Annotated in this window: 13 protein-coding genes; 4 read left to right on the forward strand and 9 right to left on the reverse strand. The window is 65.6% G+C overall.

Annotated features, from left to right (window positions below; all coding sequences use genetic code 11):
• Positions 1–34: 34 nt before the first annotated feature.
• Positions 35–1,207 (forward strand): MFS transporter, encoded by a 1,173-nt coding sequence (locus tag I6L39_RS12430; RefSeq protein WP_042078120.1) that lies wholly within the window; start codon positions 35–37, stop codon positions 1,205–1,207.
• Between the two features lie 34 nt (positions 1,208–1,241).
• On the opposite strand, the gene I6L39_RS12435 is transcribed toward I6L39_RS12430, so the two are convergent.
• Positions 1,242–2,126, reverse strand: coding sequence for a LysR family transcriptional regulator (locus I6L39_RS12435; RefSeq protein WP_042078121.1), 885 nt, complete (start codon positions 2,124–2,126; stop codon positions 1,242–1,244).
• 88 nt (positions 2,127–2,214) lie between these two features.
• Positions 2,215–2,970 (reverse strand): YciK family oxidoreductase, encoded by a 756-nt coding sequence (locus tag I6L39_RS12440; protein WP_216989810.1) that lies wholly within the window; start codon positions 2,968–2,970, stop codon positions 2,215–2,217.
• 227 nt (positions 2,971–3,197) lie between these two features.
• On the opposite strand from I6L39_RS12440, the gene sohB reads away from it, so the two are divergent.
• Complete coding sequence (sohB, locus tag I6L39_RS12445; RefSeq protein WP_216989811.1) at positions 3,198–4,205, forward strand: protease SohB; 1,008 nt, start codon at positions 3,198–3,200, stop codon at positions 4,203–4,205.
• 89 nt (positions 4,206–4,294) lie between these two features.
• Here the strand turns inward: sohB and astB are convergent, their stop codons facing one another.
• Positions 4,295–5,632, reverse strand: coding sequence for an N-succinylarginine dihydrolase (gene astB / locus I6L39_RS12450; RefSeq protein WP_216989812.1), 1,338 nt, complete (start codon positions 5,630–5,632; stop codon positions 4,295–4,297).
• Positions 5,633–5,992: 360 nt separating this feature from the next.
• Here astB and topA point away from each other — a divergent pair, with 360 nt between their 5' ends.
• Together topA and I6L39_RS12460 are read left to right on the forward strand one after the other, a co-directional pair.
• Positions 5,993–8,626 (forward strand): type I DNA topoisomerase, encoded by a 2,634-nt coding sequence (gene topA / locus I6L39_RS12455; RefSeq protein WP_216989813.1) that lies wholly within the window; start codon positions 5,993–5,995, stop codon positions 8,624–8,626.
• Positions 8,627–8,741: 115 nt separating this feature from the next.
• On the forward strand, positions 8,742–8,912 hold the full coding sequence (locus I6L39_RS12460) for a hypothetical protein (protein ID WP_167335713.1): 171 nt from the start codon (positions 8,742–8,744) through the stop codon (positions 8,910–8,912).
• Positions 8,913–8,942: 30 nt separating this feature from the next.
• Here I6L39_RS12460 and I6L39_RS12465 read toward each other — a convergent pair whose 3' ends face one another.
• The 6 genes from I6L39_RS12465 to I6L39_RS12490 all read right to left on the reverse strand — a co-directional run bounded on the left by I6L39_RS12465 (position 8,943) and on the right by I6L39_RS12490 (position 16,710).
• On the reverse strand, positions 8,943–9,293 hold the full coding sequence (locus I6L39_RS12465; protein ID WP_216989814.1) for an MGMT family protein: 351 nt from the start codon (positions 9,291–9,293) through the stop codon (positions 8,943–8,945).
• A gap of 66 nt (positions 9,294–9,359) precedes the next feature.
• Positions 9,360–10,913, reverse strand: coding sequence for a PAS domain-containing methyl-accepting chemotaxis protein (locus I6L39_RS12470; RefSeq protein WP_216989815.1), 1,554 nt, complete (start codon positions 10,911–10,913; stop codon positions 9,360–9,362).
• Between the two features lie 196 nt (positions 10,914–11,109).
• Positions 11,110–12,969: a beta-N-acetylhexosaminidase gene (locus I6L39_RS12475; RefSeq protein ID WP_216989816.1), complete on the reverse strand. Its 1,860-nt coding sequence runs from the start codon at positions 12,967–12,969 to the stop codon at positions 11,110–11,112.
• Positions 12,954–13,826 carry a BadF/BadG/BcrA/BcrD ATPase family protein gene (locus tag I6L39_RS12480; protein WP_216989817.1) on the reverse strand — a complete coding sequence of 291 codons (873 nt, stop codon included), beginning with the start codon at positions 13,824–13,826 and terminating at the stop codon, positions 12,954–12,956. The genes I6L39_RS12475 and I6L39_RS12480 overlap by 16 nt, the downstream gene beginning before the upstream one ends.
• 104 nt (positions 13,827–13,930) lie before the next feature.
• Positions 13,931–15,658, reverse strand: coding sequence for a glycoside hydrolase family 9 protein (locus I6L39_RS12485; RefSeq protein WP_216989818.1), 1,728 nt, complete (start codon positions 15,656–15,658; stop codon positions 13,931–13,933).
• Positions 15,659–15,717: 59 nt separating this feature from the next.
• Complete coding sequence (locus I6L39_RS12490) at positions 15,718–16,710, reverse strand: ABC transporter ATP-binding protein (protein ID WP_216989819.1); 993 nt, start codon at positions 16,708–16,710, stop codon at positions 15,718–15,720.
• Positions 16,711–16,713 lie beyond the last annotated feature (3 nt).

Raw genomic sequence — 16,713 nt, forward strand, 5'->3', positions numbered from 1 at the left:
GGCTCCCTTTTCGCGTCCGTATCTAGGTGTCTCCATGAGTTTGCTGAGTGCTGCCCGCAAGAGGCCGGATCCCGTCTCTCTCTCGTTTCTCGCCGTGACCTTCATGACCGGGGTAGCGGTGGCGCTTCAGGTGCCCACCCTGAGCCTGTTCCTGGCCGAAGAGGTGCAGGTGCGCCCCTTCCTGGTGGGGCTCTTCTACACCGTCAACGCGGTGATCGGCATCCTCATCAGCCAGTGGCTCGGTCACCGCTCCGACAGCAAGGGGGATCGCAAGCAGCTGATCCTGCGCTGCTGCTTCGCCGGTATAGTGCTCTCCCTGCTGTTCGCCTGGAATCGCCAGTACTGGCTGCTGGTGAGCCTCGGCGTGGTGCTGGCGAGCCTGACCGCCACCGCCAGCCCCCAGCTGTTCGCCCTGGCGCGGGAATACGCCGACAGCCGCAACAAACGGGCCGACATGTTCAGCTCGGTGCTGCGGGCCCAGTTCTCCCTGGCCTGGGTGATAGGGCCGCCGGCCGCCTTCGCGCTCGCCATCGGCTACGGCTTCGAGGTGATGTACCTCGCCTCGGCCTTCGCCTATCTGGTCTGCGCCTTCGTGGTCTGGCGCTGGCTGCCCTCCCTGCCGCTGCCCGCATCGGGAGGAGGCCAGGAGCGGGTCAGCAGTTGGCGGATGCCCTCGGTGCGGGCGCTGTTCATCGCCTCCACCCTGATGTGGACCTGCAACAGCATGTATCTCATCAACATGCCGCTCTACATCACCCGCGAGCTGGGACTGGAGGAGAAGCTGGCCGGGATCCTGATGGGCACGGCGGCAGCCCTCGAGATCCCCTTCATGCTGCTGGCGGGCTACTACACCCGGCGCTTCGGCAAGCGGCCCATGATGCTGCTGGCGGTGCTGGCCGGGGTGGGCTTCTACCTGGGGCTGGTGACGCTGTCGAGCCAGACGGCGCTCATCGCGCTGCAACTGCTCAATGCTATCTTCATCGGCATCGTCGCCGGCATCGGCATGTCCTACTTCCAGGATCTGATGCCGGGTCGCGCCGGGGTGGCGACCACCCTGTTCGCCAACAGCATCCGCACCGGCTCCATTATGGCGGGGGCCATCGCGGGGACGGTGGCGGAGATCTGGAGTTTCCACGGGGTCTTTATGGTGGCCACCGCATTGGCGCTGGCTGCGCTGGCCGCCTGCTGGCGGGTGCCCAACGTCTAGGGCCTGATCCGCCCTGAGGAGGGTGTGGGAGGGCTTACTTGCCGTTGTCGCCCTGGTATTCGTTGCGCAGGCAGCGCAGCAGCAGCTCGGCCGCCGGGCCCAGGGCATCGACGGAGGGGGTGAGCAGGTAGGTGTAGAGATAGCGCTCGCTGCCGCCGGCCAGATCGAGCCGCACCAGGGCTCCGCCGTCGAGCTCCTCCTGCACCAGGTGGCGGGGCACCCAGGCGTAACCGAGACCGAGGCGCACCATGCTGAGCACCTCGTGATAGTGGGTTGCCTTCCAGCCGGTGTCGTCCGCATCGTTCCAGTCCACCGAGCGGTGGATGGGGGGATGCAGGCTGATCTGGTTGTGGCTGGCGAGCTGCTCGGCGGTGACGGGCTCCTCCTGCCCGGCGAGGGGATGGGTCGCCGCGCACAGGGGCAGCAGACAGACCTCGTCCAGGGGCAGGCCGGTGCGATCCTGGGGCAGGTGCTCGGAGAGCATCAGATCCCCGGGTTGCAGCGCATTGAAGTGGCAGTGGATCCGCTCGTGCAGGTTGATGCGGCAACCCCGGCTGCGGGGGTGGAAGTGGGCCAGCGCCCGGTAGAGCCGCTCCCGCGGCTGCAACACCGACACATAGAGGTTGATCTGCGGCTCCCACTGGCGCTCCAGGTTGTTGGCCAGGTTCTCCAGCTCCTCCACCTGCTGGCTGAGCTGGCGGGCCCGCTTGAGGAAGATCTCCCCCGCCGGCGTCAGCACCGCCTTGCGTCCCCGCACCTCCAGCAGGGCCAGCCCCAGACTCTGCTGCAGCTTGGCGACCGCATGATTGAGGGAGGATTGGCTCTTGTTCAGCGCCTCGGCGGCCTGGGCATAACCGCCACAGTCCACCACGGCCTGAAAGATCCGCCATTGCTCAAACGTGCTCTTGGGACGAAACATAGTGCAACCTGTCAGGGGACCGATGGGATTCAACAGGGCGCGGGTAGCGCCCCTCTTCAATGTAATCCTGTCTGATCGGTTTGTTGGGTTATTTGGGCTGGGCCACGAAGGTCTTGCCGCTCTGGCCCCGGCTGTCCCGTCCCATCAGATAGAGATAGAGCGGCATCAGGTCGGCCGGTGTCTTCAGGGTCTGGGGATCTTCCGCCGGGAAGGCGCTGGCCCGCATCCTGGTGCGGGTGCCGCCCGGGTTCAGGGTGTTGACCCGCACAGTGGTGTTCTCCAGCTCGTCCGCCAGCACCTCCATCATTCCCTCGATGGCAAACTTGGAGATGGCGTAGGTGCCCCAGTAGGCGCGCCCCCTGCGGCCCACGCTGGAGGAGGTGTAGACGATAGAGGCCTCGCCGTGCTCCTTCGCGGTCTGGCGAATGAGGGGCAGCAGCGCCTGGGTCAGCAGGAATTCCGACTTGACGTTGACCTGCATCACCTCGTCCCACTCCTGCTCCTGGATGTGCTCGAACGGCGACAGAGTACCGAGCAGCCCGGCGTTGAACAGCACGCCGTCGAGGCGGCCGAACTGCTGGGCGAAGGTCTCGGCCATGCCAAGGTAGTGGCTCTTGGTCGCCCCTTTCAGATCCACCGGCACTATGGCGGGCAGGGGGTGGCCGGCGGCCTCGATCTGGTCGTAGACCGCCTCCAGCTTGGCGCTGGTGCGCCCGAGCAGGATCACTGTGGCGCCGTGGGCCGCGTAGGTGAGCGCCGCTTCGCGGCCGATGCCGTCACCGGCGCCCGTCACCAGAATGACCTTGTCCTTGAGCAGATCCTGGGGGGCCTGATAATCGAGCATGTGGACTCCTGTTAACAATGCGTGGCGGCTGGCGCGACGGAAATATAGAGGAGGCAAGTGTACTGATCCGGCCCGGCGGTTGACCAGTATGAGACGGCAAAAATGTGAAGAAAACAGGGCGCTAGCGCGGATCGCCTCCCCTGGTGCCAGGGCCATGGCAGAGTTTTTGCACCCCGGAGCCAAACTCCTTACTATGTGAAAAAACCGGACATAGAGCGGAGCATCAAGTGGCATTTTTGACCGAATACGGCCTGTTTCTGGCCAAGACCCTCACCTTCCTGCTGGCCATCGGCGCCGTCATCCTGATGGTGGCGAGCAGCCGCCAGCCGAAGGCGCGCAAGGGGGAGCTGATGGTGACCGATCTCTCCGGCGAGCTGGAGCAGGGGCGTCACCAGCTGCAATCGGCTCTGGCTGGCAAGGCCGAGCGCAAGCTGATGGAGAAGGCGCGCAAGGCCGAGCACAAGGCCCGCGCCAGGAGCGAGGATGAGCGCAGTCGGCTGTTCGTCATCGACTTCCACGGCAGCATGGACGCCAGAGAGGTGGCCTCCCTGCGGGAAGAGGTGAGCGCGGTGATCGGCGTCGCCCGGCCAGGCGACGAGGTGCTGCTGCGTCTCGAGTCCGGCGGGGGCGTGGTGCACGGCTATGGCTTGGCCGCCTCCCAGCTGCAGCGGCTGCGGGACAAGGACATCACCCTCACCGTGGCCATCGACAAGGTGGCGGCGAGCGGCGGCTACATGATGGCCTGCGTCGCGGACAAGATCCTGGCGGCCCCGTTCGCCATCGTCGGCTCCATCGGGGTGATCGCCCAGCTGCCGAACTTCAATAAGCTCCTGAAAAAGCACGATATCGAGTTCGAGATGCACACCGCTGGCCAGTACAAGCGCACCATCACCATGTTCGGCGAGAACGATGATCAGGGCCGGGAGAAGTTTCGCGAGGAGCTGGGCGCCATCCACGAGCGTTTCAAGGCGTTCGTGGCCGAGCACAGGCCGGCGCTCGACATCGACGCCGTCACCACGGGCGAGCACTGGCTGGCGAGCCAGGCCAAGCAGCTCGGCTTGGTGGATGCGCTCTGCACCAGCGACGACTACCTGCTGGCCCAGGCCAGCCATCACAAGGTGGTCGGCATTCGCTACAGCAAGCCCAAGAGCCTGACCCAGAAGCTGGGCCGCCAGGCCGCCCTGGGGCTGGAGGGGGCGCTCGGCCGCCTGTGGCAGCAGAGCCCCTGGCGCTGAGGCGCCTTAACAGTGCGTGAAAAAAGAGAGCCGGGCATTGCCCGGCTCTCTGTTGATGCGGATGTCGCGGCTTCGCTGCGAGCCTGTGCTCAGCGCTGGAACGGATAGACGGAGCCGAGTTTCAGGATCTGGGTCAGCTCGTCCAGGGCGGTGCGGGTCTCCAGCACCAGGGAGGGGTCGCGCAGATCGTCCAGGGTCAGGCTGTCGCGGTAGTGGCGATCCACCCAGTTGTCGAGGCGGGCAAACTGGGCATCGTTGATGAGGCAGGCCGGGTTGACCGCGGCGAGCTCGGTGTCGTTCATGGCCACCCGCAGCCGCAGGCAGGCGGGGCCGCCACCGTTCTTCATGCTCTGCTTCACGTCCATGTAGTGCACCCCCTTGATCGGGGTGCCCAGGGTCACCAGCCTGGCCAGATAGGCCGACACCGCCGGGTTGTCGCGGCATTCGGTAGGGGCGATGATCGCCATCTCGCCGGACGGCAGGGTCAGGATCTGGGTGTTGAACAGATAGGACTTCACCGCATCCTGCACCGACACCTCGCTGGTGGGGACCTCGATGAAGTGCAGATCCCCCTCGCCGAACTTGGTGCGCACCTCGGCCAGGGCCGCCTCGGTATGGAGGAAGGCCTGCTGGTGGAAGAAGAGCACGTTCTGGTTGCCCACCGCGATCACGTCGTTGTGGAACACCCCTTGGTCTATGACCTCGGGATTTTGCTGGATAAAGACGGCGCTCTCATCCCCGAGGCCGTGCAGGCGGGCGATGGCCTGGCTGGCTTCCAGGGTCTGGCGAGCCGGGTAGCGTTTGGGCGCGGGCCGGGAGACGTCGAAGGCGCTGCGGCCATAGACGAACAGCTCGACCCCGGCCTCGCCATAGGCGCGGCACAGCCGGGTGTGGTTGGCGGCCCCCTCGTCACCGAAGTGATCGTTCTCCGGCAGATGCTGGTGGTGGCTGAAGTGACGATCGTTGTTGAAGACGGCGCGCAGGATGCGGCCGGTCACCTCGGGCTCGAGGGAGCGGTGGAACTTGTTGGTCAGGTTGGCGGGGGTGAAATGGATGCGGCCATCCTGGGTATCGGCACTGGGGGAGACGGTGGCGGCGTTGGCGGTCCACATGCTGGAGGCCGAGTAACAGGCGGCCAGCACGGCGGGCGCCTGTTTTGCGGCCTGAGCCAGTACGCTGGCATCGTTGCCGGTGAAGCCGAGGCGGCGCAGGGTCGCCAGATCCGGCCGCTCCTGGGGTGCCAGCACCCCCTGCACCATGCCGAGCTCGGTCAGCGCCTTCATCTTGCGCAACCCCTGCTTGGCCGCCTCCTTGGGATTGGACGCCTCCTTGGCGTTGTTCTGGGAGGCGACGTTGCCATAGGAGAGGCCGGCGTAGTTGTGGGTGGGGCCGACCAGGCCGTCGAAGTTGACCTCGAAGTGCTTCATGATGACATCCTTTCGATTTTTATATGGGGAGCGGTTCCTTCCGCGCACAAAGCTGCGGCGTGTGGCCATTATAAAGAGATTTCATCCTTTGTAACAAGCTGATAACCAGAGTGGGTTTTTATGTCACAAGGGTGGCTGGATATGTCATTTCCAATCTAAAAAAGGGGGGGATATAGCATAAAAACAAAAAAGCGGTTGCTTACCGCGACCCGGCTTCGCATTAATAAATAAAGAAACGAGGCGGTTCGGGCTGTCGGGCAAATTGACCCGCAAGATTGCTTTTTCCCGTCAAATCTCTTATACAGCCCCACAAAACCGCACGCCAACCCCGTCGGGTGCAATGAGGATAATAGTTACAGCATGGGCAAATCACTGGTCATAGTGGAGTCTCCGGCCAAGGCCAAGACCATCAACAAATATTTGGGCAAGGACTACGTGGTGAAATCCAGCGTAGGCCATGTGCGCGATCTGCCGACCAGCGGCAGCGCCAGCGCTAATGGCAGCACGGCGCCCAAAAAACCTGTCATTCGCGGCATCAAGCTCAGCGAATCCGAGAAGGCGGCCAAGGATCGCAACGCCCTGTTCGCACGGATGGGGATCAACCCGACCGCAGGCTGGCAGGCCAACTACCAGATTTTGCCCGGCAAGGAGAAGGTGGTCAGCGAGTTGCAAAGTCTGGCCGCCAAGGCCGACACCATCTATCTCGCAACCGACTTGGATAGAGAGGGGGAGGCGATCGCTTGGCACCTGCGCGAGATCATCGGTGGCGACGACAGCCGCTACAAGCGCGTGGTGTTCAACGAGATCACCAAGAGCGCCATCCAGGAGGCGTTTGCCCAGCCGTCCGAGCTGAACATCCACCGCGTCAACGCCCAGCAGGCCCGTCGTTTCCTCGACCGGGTGGTGGGTTACATGGTCTCGCCGCTGCTCTGGAAGAAGCTGGCCCGGGGTCTCTCCGCCGGTCGGGTGCAGTCCGTCGCGGTGCGCCTCATCGTCGACAAGGAGCGCGAGATCAAGGCCTTCGTGCCGGTGGAGTTCTGGGATCTGAACGCCGATCTGCTGACCGGCGACAAGAGCGAGCTGCGCATGGAGGTGGTCAGCCGCAACGGGGCCGACTTCAAGCCGGTGACCCAGGCCGAGACCTTCGCCGCCGTGGCGGCCCTGGAAGGGGTCGACTACAAGGTGGTGAGCCGGGAAGACAAGCCGACCGGCTCCAAGCCGTCCGCTCCCTTCATCACCTCCACCCTGCAACAGGCCGCCTCCACCCGCCTGAGCTTCGGGGTCAAGAAGACCATGATGATGGCCCAGCGCCTCTATGAAGCGGGTTACATCACCTATATGCGTACCGACTCCACCAACCTCAGCAAAGAGGCGGTGGACGCGGTGCGGGAATACATCGGCGAGCAGTATGGCGCGGCTTATCTGCCGTCCGAGCCGAACCTGTACGGTGCCAAGGCCAACGCCCAGGAGGCCCACGAGGCGATCCGCCCCTCCAGCGTCCAGGTGACCGCCGAGATGCTGGAAGGGATGGAGCCGGACGCCATGCGGCTCTATGACCTCATCTGGCGCCAGTTTGTCGCCTGCCAGATGACTCCGGCCCAGTACGACTCCTCCACCCTGACCGTCAAGGCGGGCGAGTTCGAGCTCAAGGCCCGCGGTCGCACCCTGCGCTTCGCCGGCTGGACCAAGGCGCTGCCGCCCATGGGCCGCAAGGGCGAAGACAGCCAGCTGCCGGCGGTGACCGTCGGCGAGGTGCTGAAACTGGTCAAGCTGGATCCGCGCCAGCACTTCACCAAGCCGCCCGCCCGCTTCACCGAAGCGGCCCTGGTGCGCGAGCTGGAGAAGCGCGGCATCGGCCGTCCGTCCACCTACGCCTCCATCATCTCCACCATAGTGGACCGCGGCTATGTGCGGGTCGAGAGCCGCCGCTTCTTCGCCGAGAAGATGGGGGAGATCGTCACCGACCGCCTGGTGGAGAACTTCGTCGAGCTGATGAACTACGAGTTCACCGCCAAGATGGAGGACAAGCTCGACGGCATCGCCGAAGGGAGCCTGGAGTGGAAGAAGGTGCTGGACGCCTTCTACGCCGAGTTCACCCAGGAGCTGGAGCAGGCCGACAAGCCCCATGAGGAAGGCGGCATGCGCGCCAACCAGATGGTGCTGACCGACATCGACTGCCCGGACTGCGGCCGCAAGATGGGCATCCGTACCGCCACCACCGGCGTCTTCCTCGGCTGCTCCGGCTATGCCCTGCCGCCCAAGGAGCGTTGCAAGAAGACCATCAACCTGGTCAGCGCGGACGAGTTCGTCTCCGCCACCGACGGGGACGAGGCGGAAACCGACGCCCTGCGCGCCAAGCACCGCTGCGGCATCTGCGGCACCGCCATGGACGCCTACATCATCGACGACAGCCGCAAGCTCCACGTCTGCGGCCGCAACCCGGACTGCGACGGCTACGAGGTGGAGCAGGGCCAGTTCAAGCTCAAGGGCTACGAAGGGCCGAGCATAGAGTGCGATCGCTGCGGATCCGAGATGCAGCTCAAGAACGGGCGCTTCGGCAAGTACATGGGCTGCACCAACGAGAGCTGCAAGAACACCCGCAAGATCCTGAAAAACGGCGACATCGCGCCGCCGAAGGAGGATCCGGTGCCGCTGCCGGAGCTCAAGTGCACCCAGTCCGACGCCCACTTCGTGCTGCGGGACGGCGCGGCGGGTCTGTTCCTCGCCGCCAGCAACTTCCCCAAGTCACGTGAGACTCGTGCGCCTCTGGTTGAGGAGCTCAAGCGCTTCCGCGACCGCCTCTCCCCCAAGCACCAGTACCTGGCGGACGCCCCGGCGTCAGATCCTGACGGAAACGCCTCCGTGGTGCGCTTCAGCCGCAAGAGCAAGGAGCAGTACGTGATGACCGAGGTGAACGGCAAGGCGACCGGCTGGACGGCCCATTACGACAACGGAAAATGGCAGGAGAGCCTGCCCAAGGCGAAGAAATCCTGACCCGTTTCCGGTCACACAATGACGAAAGAGGCCCCTTGCGAGGGGCCTCTTCATTGGGAGATGGCGGTATACTGGAAGGGCTGCATGGATGGCAGTGCAAGACACGGAGGTTGTCATGGAGATACAGGATATCCGGCCGGGCATGACCTGCCTGACGCGGGAAGGGACGGCCTATGTGCTGGAGGTGGACAGGCAGAGTCTGCTGGTCTTGTTGCAACGGGAGGACGAAACCATCCCGGTGCAGGTGCGCAGCGATGACATCCTGGGGCCTCTGGTGGGCGACTAGCAACCCTGAGGGACTCCCGGCAGGGAGTCCCTAGAAGGGGAGCAGAAACAGCAGCTCGGCGAGATCGGGCTGCCACTGCCACTCCCGCATCCTGACCCGCCCGCCGATCACCGGCACCCCCTCCTCCTGCAATAGCCCCGCCTGCCTGTCGAACCCCGCCGATCCCTTTGGCAGCGATATGGTGCCCGCCGCCCCCAGCACCCGGTGCCAGGGCAGTGTCTTGTCGGTCTCCCGCAATACTTTTCCCACCAGGCGAGCCCGCCCGGGCAGGCCGGCGAGATCGGCGACCTGGCCATAGCTCACCACGCGACCGGTCGGGATCAGGGCCAGGATGGCCTCGATGCGGGCAACCTTGTCCAGAGGTGTCGATTCCGTTCTCATGAAGTTGACTCGTCAGAAACAACAGAAGCGCCATTGTGGCGCTTCCGTCATATGGCTTGCAATCCGTCAGCCGAAGGTCTGGCTCAGCCCCCTGAGCTCGCTGGCGCGCTTGAGCAGCTCCTGGCTGGAGTCGTCCACCGCCCGGATCTTCTGGCTGTTGGCGCGGGAGTATTCGGAGATCTGGTGGATGTTGCGGCTGATCTCCTCCACCACCACCTGCTGCTGTTCCGCGGCGGCGGCGATCTGGGTGGAGAACTCGGTCACCTGATCGATCTCCTCCAGCACTTGGTGCAGGTTGCCCGAGCCCTGGCGGGTCATCTCGACGCACTCCCGGGTCTGGGCCAGATTGTCCTGCATCATGCCCTGCCAGCGCTCGAGGGTCTGCTGGATCTGGCGGATGCTGCCCTGGATCTGCTCGGTCGCCTTGTGGGTGCGGGTCGACAGGGTGCGCACCTCGTCCGCCACCACGGCGAAGCCGCGGCCCTGCTCCCCGGCCCGGGCCGCCTCGATGGCGGCGTTCAGCGCCAGCAGGTTGGTCTGTTCGGCGATGCCCTGGATCTCCCCCATGACGCTGCCGATCCGCTCCGACTCGCTGGCCAGCTCCACCGCGGAGTGGAAGGCCTGCTCCGCCTGCCTGGCCAGTTGCGTCATCTGCTGCTGGGTCTGATCCAGCTGCATGACGGTGTTCTGGCAGCTGCTGCGCGCCTCCGTCACCTGGCCGTTGGTGTCCTGGATGTTGCGGGCGATTTCGTGGGCCGTGCTGGCCATCTGGGTCATGGCGGCGGCCATCTGCTGGGTCTGGGCATCCTGCTCGTTGATGTCGAGGAAGGCCCGGTGGGAGGAGTCCTGCAGATCGGTCGCCAGGGCCTGCAGAGGATGGGTGGCGTCGTCGACCCGGCCCAGCACGGTGCGGATCCTGGCCTGCAGCATCTTGAGGTGGAAGTCGGCGATGGCGCCCGGGGCGTCACCGGAATAGACCAGCCGGGTCAGGCTGTCGTATTGCTGGCCGAGCTGCCTGAGATAGCGCGGCAGGGCGATGAGCTCGCGCCAGTAGGCGCCGGCGATGGCGATCGGGGGCAACAGCATCAGCAGCACGGTGAGGGCCCCCTGGGTGAGGGCGGCCCAGGCCAGCAGCCCCAGCAGAGGCACACCGAGCAGCAGAGGCCTGAAGGGCTGCAGGGAGGGGAGCTTGCGGGCTTCCCCCCGCTCGGCCTTGAGCAGGGCCTGATAGGCCTGGGCGGCGGCCTGCTTGAGCCGGGGCTCGGGCTTGCAGCGCACCGACTGGTAACCGCTTATCTTGCCGTGCTCGTAGATGGGGGTCACATAGGCGTCGACCCAGTAGTAGCGGCCATCCTTGCAGCGGTTCTTGACCACGCCGCGCCACGGATTGCCCTCCTTGAGGCGGGCCCAGAGATCGGCGAAGGCGGCCTTGGGCATGTCGGGGTGACGCACCAGGTTGTGATTGTGACCGACCAGTTCATCGACCCGATAGCCGGCGATCCGGCAGAAGGCGGGGTTGGCGTAGGTGATGACGCCGCGCAAGTCCGTGGTGGACACGAGTTGTACGTCGGCAGGAAACTCCACTTCGCTGTCCAGTGTCTGGACGTCTCTGCGGGCCATAGGGATAAGCTCCGATATTCATGCTGATTGTTATTGTGATTGAGCGGATGAAACGCTGACCTTGTGCCTGGCCGGTTCCATCGTGGGCCCTATTCTGCCAATAAAGGCGGGTTAAAAGTAGGGCTTAGGTTGGGTTTTTGTTGTCAATGGGTAAAAAAACGGCGACCAGGAGGTCGCCGAAAAGAGAAAGATAACACTACCTCTGTGGCACCCGGTAACGCACCTGCAACTGGTCGAGGATCTGCAGCTGGCCGGGCAGGCGGGCCGCGAAGTGAGCCCACGCCTTGCGGGCGGGGTCGCTCCAGGCCACTTCGGCCGTGGCCAGCAGGCGCGGGAACAACATGTAGTCGAGACGATCGCGAGAGGTGATCAGTTCCGACCACAAGGGGCTCAGCACCCCCAGGATGTTATCGTTGGCATGGAAATCGGCCGGAGCAGGATCGCAGGCATGGACCTGCTCGAGATTGAGGGTGCCCGCCCAGTAGAGCCCCGGTTCGTGGATGTCCTGGCTCCAGGCGAGATCCAGATAGAGGTGCTGGGCCGGCGCCATCACCACGGGATAGCCTGCCGCCGCCGCGTCCAGCCCGGCCTGGAAGCTGGTCCAGGCACAGATGACGGCCTCCCGGCTCACCTTGTCCCCGTGCAGTATCTCCTCCCAGCCCAGCATCTGCTTGCCCCTGGCGGCCAGATAGTGCTGGCAGTGGCGCAGCAGGTGGCCCTGCAGCTCGCGGCAATCGGTGTAGTCCTGCTCTGTCATCAACTGTCGGCAGGCGGGGCTGTCGGTCCAGACGCCGGTCGGCACCTCGTCTCCCCCCATGTGCACCTGGGGCCCCGGGAAGAGCGCGCACACCTCGTCCATCACCGTCTCCAGGAACTCATAGGTGCCTGGCAGCGCCGGGTTGAGCACGTTGTCATCGAAATATTGCACCGAGAGGTAGCACGAGCGGTCGGCCTCTTCCCGCAGCAGTTCGGGCAGCGCCTTGATGGCGGCGTGGCAGTGCCCCGGGATGTCTATCTCCGGGATGATGGTGATGCCGAGCCCGGCGGCATAGGCTACCAGCTCGCGCACCTCGCTCTGGGTGTAGTAGCCGCCATAGGGGTCGGGGCCGCCGCTCAGCTGGGGATCGATCGCCAGCCCATGGCCGCGCCAGGCCGCCACCTCGGTGAGGCGGGGGAAGGCCTTGATCTCCAGGCGCCACCCCTCGTCATCGGTCAGGTGCCAGTGGAAGCGGTTGAACTTGTAGAGGCTCATCTGCTTGAGCAGGCGCTTGAGGGTGGCGATGGAGTGGAAGTGACGGGCGCAGTCGAGAAAGATGCCGCGAAAACCGAAGCGCGGCGCATCCCTGACCTCGAGGCAGGGCAGGCTCTCGCCGTGCTGCAGATACCACTGGGCCAGGGTCACCAGACCGTGGCGCCAGCCCGTCTCGCCGGCGGCCCGGATGCGGATCTCCTCCGTGGTGATGGAGAGTTCATACCCTTCCTGAGGGAGCGGCGCCTCGACGAGGTGGATCTCCGCATCGTGATCCTGGGTCAGGGCCAGGCCCGTCAGCTCGTTGAAATGGGCGAGCAGGGGGGCGAGGGGGACGGGGCCGTCGACGTGGGCGCGCTCCGCCAGCCGGAAGTTGCCATCGGTATAAATCAGATGGGCTGGCTGGGGCACTATGCCGTTGGCGGCCTCCACCTCGGGCAGATCGGGGGCGGCGGGCGGCGGGGAGGGCAGGCCGAGCGCTTCCCCCGCCAGCACTACGGGTTGCAGCCGTCCCTCGCCCTCCATCAGGCTCAGGAAGAAGCCCTTGGGCAGATCGGAGAGGCGCTTGACGGGGGTCTTGCGGCAGCAGAAACGCAGTTCGCTCACCCCTTCATGGGGCACCAGCACCTTGTAGCTGCCGCTCTGGCGCTCCAGTGTCCCGCCCTCAACCGAGCTCGCGTCTATGTGCCGGGCCAGGCAGAAGTGCAGTTTCCAGGGCACGCCCGGCAACTGGCTCAGGGTGAGGCGGAACCAGACGTCCTCACCGTCGCGGTGATCGACCTGGGTATGGATCAGGGGTGCAGACATGGGTATTCCTCTGATTGGGCAAACAGGATGGCGCCGTCAAGGGCATCGGCCTTGGGGGTCACCAGGTTGAAACGGGCGAGGCGAGGTGCGAGGCGCATGCCGATGCCGCCCAGCAGGGCGATCCGGTCCGCCCCGAGCTGGGTCATGCCCTCCAGCAGCATGCCGAGCTGGGCACAGGTCTCATCCAGCAGGGCGGTGGCGAGCTCGTCCCCGTCGCTCGCGGCATCGAACACCCAGGGGGCGAAGCGGCCGTAGTCCGCAGGCAGGGCGCGGGCGGCCCAGCGCACCACCTCCGCCTGATCCCGCCTGAAGTGATCCATCAGCCGCACCGCCAGGGTGCTGGGGGGCAGGATGCCGTCGTGGCAGAGCAGGGACTGCTGGATGGCGCGCAGCCCCAGCCAAGCGCCGCTGCCGAGATCCGAGACGGGGAAGCCGCGACCCGAGCAGGTGCGCAGCCGGCCATCGCGGTAGATGAGCCCGGCGGAGCCGGTGCCCGCGATCAGGATGGCCCCCTCCTGGCCGCCGAAGGCGCCGAGGCAGGCACCAAAGGCGTCGGAGGTGAGCTTCACCCTCGCAAACGGGAAAGGCATGGTCAGCATGGCGTGATAGCAGTCGGCGAGCTCGGCGGAGGCGAGCGCAAGTCCGACTCCCATCCGCTGCTGTGCATCTTCGCCCAAACCGGCCTCGATGCGAGCCAGTTCGATGGCGGTCAACACGTTGCCGTGGGCGAGCGCGATGCCCAGCTCCAGATTGGAGCCGGCCGCCCGGCCTTCCCCCAGCAGCCTGCCGGCCCGATCGCGGATGCGGGCCCGGGTATGGGTGCCGCCGCCGTCCACCCCGACCCAGAACTCAATCATGGTGACCTCCCTGCGCGCTTTGCCAGGTGATGGCCAGGGCAAACCTGGCTGGCGGTATGGAGGATCCAGGGCTCTCCCCGGTGCCAGTGATGTTTGAACCGCTCTCAATCATGGTGGCCTCCTTGTGCGCTCTGCCAGCTGATGGCCAAAGCGAACCAGGCGGCGTGGGGTATCCACTGTTCGCCCCAGCGCCAGTTCTGATCCAGCCGATCCTTGTAGGCCTCGGGAATAAAGGCCACGTCATTTTCGTCATCGAAGCCGGCGGTGATGCCGTTGCAGATCCCCCCCTGTGCATTGGGGTAGCCGGCGGTGTATTCCGGGTTGTTGATGCCCTGCCCCGCCAGCATGCAGGCGTTGAAGGGGTTTCTCCCCAGGATCCAGTCGAGCTGGTGTTGGCCGAAGGTGCGAAGCAACCGGCTCTGTTGCGGCAGTTGCTCTGCGGCGGCGAAGGCCATGGCGGCCAGCGACGCCAGCCGGGCGTTCTCCCCCTGCCACCAGTAACCGGATTCGTTGTGGTGGGGCATGAAAAAGCTGACGCGGGGCGCCTCATCGACCCCTTTCACATACTGGCGGGCCAGGGCGAAGGGGTTGCCTGCCCGGGCCGCGAGGGCCAGCTCGGCCGCCATTGCCTGCTCGGCGACGGTCCGGGCCGCCCACTGGCGCGCCGGATCCGGCTCAACGCTTAGATATTCCAGCAGCGCCAGCACCGGCAGTCCCGCCTCGGCGGCGTGGTAGTAGGGGCGAGATCCATCGTCGTTGGCGGCCCAATGGTGGCCGAACTCGGGGTGGGGGCGCTGGCGGGCGCACAGCCTGCCTGCCCTGTCCCGCGCCTCGGCGAGCCACTCGGGGCCTAGCGTTCTGGTGAGCTCGACCGCCGCCAGCAGGGTGCAGTAGTCGTCGATGATGTTCTCGACCCCGTCGTCCAGGTAGGCGAGGTTGTGCTCGCGCAGGTGCAGGTAGCCGCGTCTGGCCGCCTCGGCGTAGTGGCTGGTGTCGACGTCGCCGCCGCTCGGTTCCCGGGCGGCGCGGGCCAGGGCGGCGATGGCCATGCCACCCCCCTGGCGAAAGCCCGCCTGCCAGTGGGCGGACTTGATCCCCTGCTGGGTGGCGTAGGCGCACAGCTCCCGCTGCTCGGGATCCTTGCTCCACTTGTCGAACAGGGTCATGTAGAAGAAGCCTCTCTCGTCCTGCATCCGGCAGAGAAAATCCGCTCCGTGCAGCCCCTCGTCATTGAGGCGCTTGCAGAGGTTCACCCCGTCGATGTCGCGACGCGGGGCCAGGAGTTCCCGGCACTTGAGCAGGGCCCACACCACCATGGGGGTCTGCTGGGGGTTGAGGTAGTTGGCGTAGGAGAGGTGGCTCAGGTACTTGCTCATGTCGCCGCTGGCGTCGAACCAGCCGCCATGTACGTCACGGCGCTGATCGGTGCCAAAGAGGCGTGCCCTGCGGTCCGCCCGGTCGAAGGCGCCGCTGGCGCGCTGCCCCTTGAAGTAGTGGATGACGTCGGAGAGGCAGCGGCTCGCGAGCAGCCCCCGGCCGATGGCAAAGGGGGGGGAGCGCACCAGACGCTCCTGCGCTCCCGTGGTCACGACGGCCTCCAGCCGGTAGTGGCCGGGCTCGGTGAAGGCGGAGAAGTCGGCCCGCCAGTAGTGGCGCCCCTGCCAGCCGGGGACGCTCCCCGCCGCCACCAGCGGCGTCTCCAGCAGGAGGTGGTCGTCCTCCTGGCGCAGCAGCCTGACGTGGCCGCGGATATCGAGGGCGGCGCCACACTGCAGCAGGGCGCTCTTCTCCCCGTCACATTCGTAACCCACCTGGTTGATCAAGAGTTCCATCGCGCGCTTGTTCCTCTGTCTGGCCGAGAGGGCGGGCGGCAGGCCGCCCGCGGGTCGGGTTAGTCGTGCAGGTAGCAGCGCACGAAGTGGTTGTCGGCGAGCCGGGTCACCGGCGGCAGGCTCTCCTTGCAGCGGGGCATGGCCTGATGGCAGCGCCCGGCGAAGGGGCAGCCGCGGGATTCCGGGGTCCAGAGCGGGATCTCCCCCTTGCGGCCTCCCTCCAGCTCGGTGTGGATGCTCTTCTCGGGATCGGGCACCGCCGAGATGAGCAACTGGGTGTAGGGGTGCTGGGGGTGGTGCAGGATCTCGTCCACCTCTCCCCACTCCACCATGTGCCCCACGTACATGACCGCCAGATCTTCGGCCACGTAGCGGGCGGTGGCGATGTCGTGGGTGATGTAGAGCATGGAGACGCCGAGCTCGTTCTTCATCTGTTCCATCAGGTTGAGGATGCCGATGCGAATGGAGACGTCGAGCATGGAGGTGGGCTCGTCCGCCAGCACCACTTCCGCCTCCACCGCCAGGTTGCGGGCGATGTTGACCCGCTGGCGCTGGCCGCCGGAGAGCTGGTGCGGGTACTTGGCCGCGGTCGCCTTGGCCGGGGTCAGCCCCACCTTTTCGAGGAGGGCATAGACCATGTCGGGCAGATCCCGCTTGTCGCTCACCTTGCTGTGCAGCAGCAGGGGGCGGGCGATGTGGTGGTAGATGGTGTGGGTCGGATTCAACGAACCGAACGGATCCTGCCACACCATCTGCACGCTCTGGCGATAGTCCAGCAGGGCGGTGCCCTTGTTGAACTCCTCCAGATCCCGGCCTCGGTAGAGGATGCGGCCGTTGGAGAGCTTGTACATCTTGGCGATGATCTTGGCGATGGTGCTCTTGCCGGAGCCGGATTCCCCCACCACCGCCAGGGCGCGGCCCCGGTGCAGGTTGAAGGTGATGTCGGACAGCGCCCGCATCTTGCCGCTCTTGATGGCGTTGGAGTTGACGGCGAAGTCCTTGTAGAGGTGCTGGACCTCGATGATGGGCGCGTCGGTTTGGGCGATTTGCATGAC

Source organism: Aeromonas sp. FDAARGOS 1409 (assembly GCF_019048705.1).
GTDB lineage: Bacteria > Pseudomonadota > Gammaproteobacteria > Enterobacterales > Aeromonadaceae > Aeromonas > Aeromonas sanarellii.